The sequence below is a fragment of the Legionella sp. genome (assembly GCF_965140895.1).
GTDB lineage: Bacteria > Pseudomonadota > Gammaproteobacteria > Legionellales > Legionellaceae > Legionella.
In genome coordinates, this window is the sequence record NZ_CBCSKT010000005.1 from 1 (window position 1) to 8,293 (window position 8,293).

The window sequence follows — 8,293 nt, forward strand, 5'->3', positions numbered from 1 at the left end:
AGGAAAAGATTTAGTCTTATCGGCAAAATTAGATACCGGAGCTAAATCAGCATCATTAAATGCAACCAATATTACGGAAATAAACGTAAAAGGGGTACCTTACTTGCGCTTTACAGTACCGACAAAAACTGGGGAATACCTTTTTGAAGGGGAGTATAAGGGCCGCGTAAAAATTAAAGTTCGTGCCGGTGAAAATGACGGTTTATTACCCCATGCCCCCATTAAACGCCCTGTAGTTTTACTTGCAATCCAACTTGGAGATCAAGTTAAAACGATTAAAGTTAATTTAACCAACCGCAAACGATTTAATTATCCTTTATTATTGGGTAGAGATGCCATTATTGCATTTAATGGTGCAATAGATCCTGCCTTGACTTTTACCGTTAAAACCCAGAGCAGTAAGAAATAATGAAAAACAATACGCGTCACGTTTATGGTCTTATCCTCACGTTATTTATTTTAGGAACGGGAATCTTTTTGTATCGGCATCTCGTACTGGACGTGCCGTTAACGGATACCGAAACCGTCAATAGTTGGATGGTAGAATCCAACTTGCGCTTTGTTGCAGACCCCAGCACGCCCATTAAAGCCAGTTTCAATATCCCTTACTTACCCCCACACTTCGCGATTCTCGATGAATATTTTGTTTCACGAAACTACGGAGTAACCACAAACCTCAATGGCGATAACCGAGAAACAGTTTGGTCCATACGACGCGCTCATGGCGCTCAGTCCTTGTATTATCGAGCCATCTTCCGGCAAACAGATGCTAATGAATCACCATTAGGCGCTCCAACCGCAATCAAGTCACAACCATTGAATGAACGTCAAAAATCGGCCGTTGAAACCATTACCAATCAGGTGAGACAAAGCTCTGCTGATATTAAGACCTTTGCGCAAAGCACGGTTAAAGAACTGAATAAACAAGATGGAAATGCCAAGCTATTGGTTGACAATGAATTCACTGATGAACAAATCGTTGACGCAGCCATCTTGATTTTGAACCAATCGAAAATCTCAGCCATGCCGGTAAAAGGTATTTACTTAGCCCAGCAGAATAAAGCCGAGCTGAAATTCTTTTTAGCGGTATTTAATGGTAAAAACTGGATTTACATTAATCCGAAAACCGGTGGTGCGGGCTTACCTAAAGACTTTTTGATCTGGCAATACGGCAATGAGCCCGTATATGACGTTACTGGTGGTAAAAAACCATTATTTAACATTACGGTATCGCCTACCCCTATAAATGCCTTAAGCATTGCCAAATCACGTGGATTGCAGTCAGACTCCCAACTGTTACGTTTTTCACTGCTGCAACTTCCGGTAAATGTACAAGCGATTTATAAAATTTTGCTTACTGTGCCAATTGGTGCCTTTATTATTTTAATTCTGCGTAATTTTATCGGCATAAAAACCTTTGGTACGTTCATGCCGGTATTAATTGCCTTGGCATTTAGAGAAACCCATGTCATTTGGGGAATCTGTCTGTTTGTCACGATCGTGTCATTTGGACTTTTAGCACGCTTTTATCTCGATCAGCTGCGGCTGCTGTTGGTGCCGCGATTGGCCGCCATTCTTACGGTGGTCATTTTGCTGATGATCTTTATTAGTGTGGTCAGTCAAAACCTTGGTTTGGATGCTGGTTTATCCGTAGCCCTCTTCCCCATGGTTATTTTAACCATGACGATTGAGCGCATGTGCATCACTTGGGATGAACGTGGTGCATCTGAGGCAATCAAATCGGGGGTTGGCAGCTTATTTGCGGCAGTAATTTCGTATTGGGCAATGAGTTATGAGCCTCTGCAGTATTTAATTTTCGCGTTCCCTGAATTACTTTTAGTATTACTCGCGCTGATTTTATGGTTCGGCCAATATCGTGGCTATCGATTGTTTGAGTTAAAACGCTTTAAAGTGCTTGCGAGAGAAAAATGATTAATTTGTTTCGCCGTTTAAAAGACCATGGGATATTAAGCATTAACCAACGGAATACTGATTTTGTATTACGTTATAATCCAAGAAAATTGTTTCCCTTGGTTGATGATAAACTTAAAACTAAAAAATTAGCCCTGGAAGCGGGTATTGCCGTTCCACCCTTATATGAAATCATCGAAACAGAGCAGCAAATTAAGTCGATTGAAACACTGTTTGCCCCCTACGATGATTTTGTGGTGAAACCTGCTCGAGGTTCTGGCGGTGATGGTATTTTAGTATTTAAAGATAAGGTCTATGGCCGCTATCGCCAAATTAATGGCAAACTGACTACAGCCCAAGAGTTGAGCTACCATTTATCCTGCCTATTATCTGGTGCGTACAGTCTGGGCGGTTCTTCTGACTATGCGATTATCGAAAAGCGCGTGGTTGTTGATCCCGTCTTTGCCGAGGTCAGTTATGAAGGTATTCCTGATATTCGCATTATTTCTTTATTAGGTTACCCTGCAATGGCGATGGTACGGCTTCCCACGCGTTTATCAGGTGGTAAGGCAAACCTACACCAAGGTGCCATTGGCGTTGGCGTGGACTTAGCAACTGGCAAAACCTTAGGTGGGGTATTTCATAATGACACCATTGATTATCACCCTGACACTCTAAACCCGATTGTTGGCATCGAAGTCCCCTATTGGAATAATATATTAGAAATTGCCTCCAGCTGTTATGACTTAACGGGTCTAGGCTATCTTGGTGTGGATATTGTGCTCGATAAAGACCATGGCCCTTTAATGCTAGAGCTGAATGCACGTCCAGGATTAAACATCCAAATTGCAAACCGCGAAGGCGGCCTCAAGCGTTATCGCGCCATTGAAGCCCATCAAAAAGAACATCCTAATGAGTCTGTAGCAGAAAAAGTCGCGTTCAGTCGCCGAACTTTTGCTCGAGGTTGAAAATAACTCATCATCCCAAACGCGGTGAAGTAGCGCCCTGATGGAACACAAAGACTTTTTACGGGTCAAAACTGCGAAGACATTAATAGGCTTGCCTGGCCTATTAATGACAAGCTAATGAAATATACAACATTAGCTCTTGGTTAACTCCATTATATTGAATTAAAACAGGATTACCATCAGCATCCTTTGTCAGCAGAGAATAAAACCTATGGGGACAGGCCTTGAATTGTGAATTATCAGATAAAATTAATGTAGTTATTGACGACTCTATTCACAATTCATCCCTCTTATTACCTCATGCAGGCTACCAGCTAAAAAGTGCCTACACACCATGCCACCGACAGCGTCTCAATCCACACCACGAGCATGCTGAATAAACAGACGCTTAATCGGCATAAAGGTATTACAAAAACCCAAGCCCAATCCTCGTAAAGTAACCATAGGCGTAAATGAATTACTAAATAAACGCTTGAATCCCTCCATCAGCGCGATCGTTTGCCAAACAGCATATTTGCGTTCACGTTGATAGGCTCCCAAGGCTTTTTTAGATACTAATTTACCCGGAGCTGCATCCAAACACTGCAACCAGGTATTAATATCTGCCAAGCCAACATTTAAACCTAAACCGGCTAAAGGATGGATCGTGTGCGCAGCATCGCCAAGCAGTAACCAACGAGCACCGGTATACTGCGTCACATGGCGCATTTGCAAAGGGAACTGATGGCGAGTGCTGATTAAGTGAGCTGAGCCTAGCTTGCTGGCAAAGGCCTTGGTTAACTCGTCATTAAACTGCTCATCGGTGCATTCCATCAGCTTTTTAGCACGTTCTGATTTGCTAGACCAAACAATGGAGCATTCATTAGGATTTGCCAAGGGTAAAAAGGCTAAAGGACCATCAGGATTAAATACTTGATATGCCGTATGTTGATGTGCTTTTTCTACGGCTACTGTGGCCACAATTGCCTGTTGTTGATAAGGCCAGGTGGTTAATGCAACCTTGAGTTGTTGCCGCACGGGTGAGTTGGCACCATCGGCAACCATTAATAATTGCCCTTCCCAGCTCTGTTGCTGGCTGGAGACCCTAACGCCATGAGCGTCCTCATGCACTGCATCCACACAACAACCTGGAAATAAATGAATTTCAGGGTATTGCGCTGCTTGGTGTAATAACGCCTGTTTTAGTATTGATTCTTCAATAATGGTACCCAAATGGGAACTAGCCACACATCGTGAATCAAAATCGATATGGGCGCCACTCACGGCATCCCAAACATACATTTGGCTGTAGGGTGAAAGGCGAGATGGATCTAAATGCTGCCATGCCCCTAATTGCTGTAATAAGGTCTGAGAGGCTTGATTAATCGCATAAACCCGCAAATCGGTTTTACTGGTATCAACCGTTAATGAACCAGCATCAATCACGGCAATGGTATAACCACGTTGCGCCATGGCAATCGCTGCGGTTAAACCCACAATCCCACCACCAATGATTAGTACGTTAAACTGCAAATTCATTTTATTTACCTCTAGGCTTGTGCCTCATGTTCGTTTAACGCAATCTCACAGACTAAATCGGGAACAACACCACCAAATCCACGAGCATAGCGTGCTAAAAGACCTTTTAAGCTAGGAATATTATCAAGAGCCACCAAACCTAAGCCACGAGCAATCCCTATGCCAGGTAAGCGACTAGTAAATAAGTTAATTAAACTATCAGTGAAGCGCGCAATGATACGTTGATCATGGACTCGTAGTTGTACGTATTGCGCCAGCATTTCTGCATTTAAGCCATGCTTTGCAATGCATTGTGCTAAAGTAGCCACATCGCGAAGCCCTAGATTAAATCCTTGGCCTGCAACCGGATGTAAGGTATGCGCGGCATTCCCCACAAAAACCACCGAGTCTTTAACTTGTTGTGGCATTAACACTTGCTGTAAAGGAAAAAATGAACGCTTGCCAGTTTTGGTAAAACGACCCAAGCGGTATCCAAAAGTCCGCTGCAACTGACGTAAAAACTCATCGTCCGATAATTCCAGCAATTGGCTGGCTTCTTTAGCGGGCACCGCCCACACCAAAGACATTCTATTTTCTTGCATAGGCAATAATGCCAAAGGGCCATGAACGGTGAACCGCTCATAAGCACGTCCAGCATGCGGCTGGCTCAAACCAATATTGGCAACAATGCCCTGTTGTCCATACAACTTCGTTTGTGAAGGCAAACCGCAGAAACGTCGTAGGGCAGAATGGGTGCCATCTGCGGCAACAATTAAACGGGCAGCAACATTTATTGGTCCTGCTTCCGAATTAATCGTTACCGTCTTTTTACTGAGATCTAGAGATTCAACCTTAGCTGGAGCCAAAATCTGCTGGGGGTCCAACAGTTGATGCAGGGCGCGATTGATGTATTGCATTTCCACCACATAGCCTAAAGGTGCATCAACTTCAGCATACAAACGCGATGCGCCAAAATGGGATTGATCCGAAACATGAATCATCTCGATGGGAGTTGCCTGCGTCTGCAAATGCTCCCAAACGCCCAGCATGGTTAAAATACGCTGACTCGCGGGAGAAAGCGCCAAAGAACGCGCATCAAAATCAGGATGGATTTTATGTTCTAAGGCATGTGTATCCACTAACAAACAACTATACCCAAACCCTTGCAACGCCAACATTAACGTTGCTCCAGTCAGGCCCCCGCCAATAATCAGAATATCTATTTCTTTATTAGTCACGCATTAATGCCTCAATGTCTGCCACATCAACAGGTAATGCTCCAGTCAATACTTCATGACCAGTAGCAGTTACTGCCACATCATCTTCGATACGTACTCCAATGCCCCACCAACGCTTATCTACGCCAGGGGTGTTCGAGCTAATATATAAGCCCGGCTCAACCGTTAATACCATTCCAGGCACCAGAGGACGCCACTCACCATCTATTTTATAAAGACCACTATCATGCACATCTAAGCCAAGCCAATGCCCAGAATTATGCATATAGAACGGTCTAAAGGCTTCCTGCTTAATTAACTCATCAATCTCACCCTGCAAAATACCCAGCTCGCATAAGCCTTCCGTTAAAATACGGATGATAGTCTGTTGCACTAAATTCCAGGGAACACCTGGTTTTACTGCCGCAATACCTGCTTTTTGTGATTTAAGAACGAGTTCATAAATACTTTTTTGTTCTGGGCTGAACTTACCGCTAACAGGAAAAGTTCGGGTAATGTCTGCCGCATAATTTTCATATTCACCACCGGCATCAATCAATACCAGATCACCGGCGTTTAAAGGATGATTATTGTCGGTATAATGCAATACGCAGGCATTTCCACCACCACCAACAATCGGATCATAAGCCACACTACGGCAGCCCTGGCGGCTGAATTCATAAATCAATTCGGCTTCTAATTGATATTCGTTGCGTACCTCTTTGCATTCGCGCATTGCACGCAGATGAGCATCCACGGAAATACGCGCGGCCTGACGCATTAAATCCAACTCCGCCTCACTTTTAATTAGGCGCATTTCACCTAAAACAGGCTCTAAATCACACAGGCAATTTGGCACCTTAACTCCTCGACGTACCTGATCTTTAAGCACGGACAAGGAATCCATAATTAATTGTTCCAACTCAGCATTACGAGCAAGAGAATAATAAACGGCGGATTTACCACTGAGTAAACCCGGGAGTTTTTCGGCAACATCATCAATAGAATAAGCCCTCAGCATTCCTAGCTCGTCTATTGCTCCTTGTTGTCCCAAACGTCTACCAGTCCACTGTTCCGCAGCAGGATTACGTGGGCGATTAAAAAGAATGTTTTGACTTTCTTTGCCCGCAATCAGCACTAAAATGGCATCCGGTTCATTAAAGCCGGTTAGATAATAAAAATTACTGTCTTGGCGAAAACGATAATACGCATCCCCATTGCGTAACTGTTCATGTGCTGCGATAACAATCGCAACACTGCCTTCCGGTAGTTGCTGCGCTAATTTATTTCTTCTTGCCTGATATTCTTGCTGAGTAATCATACCAACATCCTTATTAATGGGTTACACCACGATTACGTTCATTCATCATTAAATCACCGTGCAAACGAATTACCGCCATGCGTGCATATTCACTTACTTCCATCAATGCCCGTTCATCTTCTGCGTCTACATCTAAAGTATCACAATCCAATTCGGCAAACTCAATCATATGTTGTAAGGCTTCTTGTGCTTCATCCTCATTGAACTGATCCGTGCCAATTCCACATAAAGCTAATGCCTGGGTGAAGCCTTCACACCATTCACTAAATGCCGCAGCACGTTCCAACAAAGACTCCTCATCATCAGGAAGCATCATTTGAAAATTAAAATCAAAATGGGTAATTTGCTGTTGGCTGATGGAAAAAACTGCGAATAAGGCCAATAAAGCACTACGGCTTTGCTCATCCTTTTTATTATTCAGCAAGGCACGCAAATAGGCTTCGCCCTGAGAATCCTGTCCGGCACAAAGATAACCACACATCATTCCATGTAATGAACTGGCAGAAACCGGCAATGATAAAAAGGAAATCGCATCAACAAAATGATCGTACTCAGGTAAGGTCCAATATTCATTTTCAGCAGACATAATTAACTCATCTATAAAAAAATGCCCCATGATAACCGATTTGGCGCAGCGGTTCACCTCAGTATTTGCTGCTTGCAAGCAAAATTGCTACTATTTACTCCAAACCCCTAGCGATTCAAAGGCCTTATTATGACACAAACAAAATCATGCTCTATTAAATTACTAAATAAATCATATGAAATTAAATGTCCAGATGGTGAAGAAGCGAATTTAGTTCTCGCCGCGCAAAAGCTTAATAATCAAATTATGCTTAATAAAAAGAAGGCCAAACAATTAGATGATTTTCACACTTTATTGTTGGCTGCCCTCGATATTAGCCATGAATTAGTGATGTGCAAAAGCGAACAAGCGCAACAACACCATCAAGTAACTCAGTTTATTACGTCTTTAGAACATAAAATTAACAAGATGGTGAATGGCGAGATAGAACGCGCTCCAGAAATGGATTAGTTGTGGAACAATTGCCATTAAGTTATACCTGGCTCAAGCATCGAGCCACACGGGGGTTCAGTTTTGGGCCATGGGTCCAACCTACAATATATAAATAGAATCCGTGGATGCCAATTAATTAAAAGGAGTTAACGATGAGACGTCAATGGTATCTCGGTTTTGGTATCAGGTTACTAATCGCCCTGGCGATATTTATCATGCTGGAAGATATCAGATGGTTTTTTGTGTTTCTCACCCCCACCATCATTCTTTGGATTTATGACCTAACCCAAAAAAAACACACAATTTTACGTAATTTTCCAGTGTTGGGGCATGTTCGTTACTTTTTAGAATTTATTCGCCC

Annotated in this window: 8 protein-coding genes and 1 pseudogene; 5 read left to right on the forward strand and 4 right to left on the reverse strand. The window is 43.0% G+C overall.

Features of this window, described 5'->3' with window-relative positions:
- The 3 genes from ACQY7T_RS00905 to ACQY7T_RS00915 form a co-directional block, all read left to right on the forward strand.
- Positions 1–409, forward strand: a 409-nt coding sequence (locus ACQY7T_RS00905; protein ID WP_428410858.1) for an ATP-dependent zinc protease family protein, incomplete at its 5' end; no start/stop codon positions are given.
- Positions 409–1,932 carry an inactive transglutaminase family protein gene (locus ACQY7T_RS00910; protein WP_428410859.1) on the forward strand — a complete coding sequence of 508 codons (1,524 nt, stop codon included), beginning with the start codon at positions 409–411 and terminating at the stop codon, positions 1,930–1,932. The genes ACQY7T_RS00905 and ACQY7T_RS00910, both read left to right, overlap by 1 nt.
- Complete coding sequence (locus ACQY7T_RS00915; RefSeq protein ID WP_428410860.1) at positions 1,929–2,879, forward strand: alpha-L-glutamate ligase-like protein; 951 nt, start codon at positions 1,929–1,931, stop codon at positions 2,877–2,879. Before ACQY7T_RS00910 ends, ACQY7T_RS00915 begins: the two co-directional genes overlap by 4 nt.
- Before the next feature lie 351 nt (positions 2,880–3,230).
- Here ACQY7T_RS00915 and ACQY7T_RS00920 read toward each other — a convergent pair whose 3' ends face one another.
- The 4 genes from ACQY7T_RS00920 to ACQY7T_RS00935 are packed head-to-tail and all read right to left on the reverse strand — an operon-like array spanning position 3,231 to position 7,500.
- Positions 3,231–4,397 (reverse strand): FAD-dependent oxidoreductase, encoded by a 1,167-nt coding sequence (locus tag ACQY7T_RS00920; protein ID WP_428410861.1) that lies wholly within the window; start codon positions 4,395–4,397, stop codon positions 3,231–3,233.
- Positions 4,398–4,408: 11 nt separating this feature from the next.
- Entirely contained in the window at positions 4,409–5,614 is a 1,206-nt protein-coding gene (gene ubiH / locus ACQY7T_RS00925; protein ID WP_428410862.1) for a 2-octaprenyl-6-methoxyphenyl hydroxylase, read from the reverse strand.
- Positions 5,607–6,914, reverse strand: coding sequence for a Xaa-Pro aminopeptidase (gene pepP / locus ACQY7T_RS00930; RefSeq protein ID WP_428410863.1), 1,308 nt, complete (start codon positions 6,912–6,914; stop codon positions 5,607–5,609). Before pepP ends, ubiH begins: the two co-directional genes overlap by 8 nt.
- A 13-nt stretch (positions 6,915–6,927) precedes the next feature.
- Positions 6,928–7,500, reverse strand: a complete 573-nt coding sequence (locus ACQY7T_RS00935) for a UPF0149 family protein (RefSeq protein WP_428410864.1) — start codon at positions 7,498–7,500, stop codon at positions 6,928–6,930.
- 129 nt (positions 7,501–7,629) lie between these two features.
- Here ACQY7T_RS00935 and ACQY7T_RS00940 point away from each other — a divergent pair, with 129 nt between their 5' ends.
- Positions 7,630–7,950: a cell division protein ZapA gene (locus ACQY7T_RS00940; protein ID WP_428410865.1), complete on the forward strand. Its 321-nt coding sequence runs from the start codon at positions 7,630–7,632 to the stop codon at positions 7,948–7,950.
- Between the two features lie 134 nt (positions 7,951–8,084).
- Positions 8,085–8,293 (forward strand): annotated as a pseudogene (locus ACQY7T_RS00945) (FMN-binding glutamate synthase family protein); the annotation flags it as partial.

What these genes read in the sequence shown, in the direction of transcription:
- ACQY7T_RS00910 (WP_428410859.1), top strand. Translation starts at nt 409, where the DNA reads ATGAAAAACAATACGCGTCACGTTTATGGTCTTATCCTCACGTTATTT.
- ACQY7T_RS00920 (WP_428410861.1), bottom strand. Translation starts at nt 4,397, where the DNA reads ATGAATTTGCAGTTTAACGTACTAATCATTGGTGGTGGGATTGTGGGT.
- ACQY7T_RS00915 (WP_428410860.1), top strand. Translation starts at nt 1,929, where the DNA reads ATGATTAATTTGTTTCGCCGTTTAAAAGACCATGGGATATTAAGCATT.
- pepP (WP_428410863.1), bottom strand. Translation starts at nt 6,914, where the DNA reads ATGATTACTCAGCAAGAATATCAGGCAAGAAGAAATAAATTAGCGCAG.
- ACQY7T_RS00935 (WP_428410864.1), bottom strand. Translation starts at nt 7,500, where the DNA reads ATGTCTGCTGAAAATGAATATTGGACCTTACCTGAGTACGATCATTTT.
- ACQY7T_RS00940 (WP_428410865.1), top strand. Translation starts at nt 7,630, where the DNA reads ATGACACAAACAAAATCATGCTCTATTAAATTACTAAATAAATCATAT.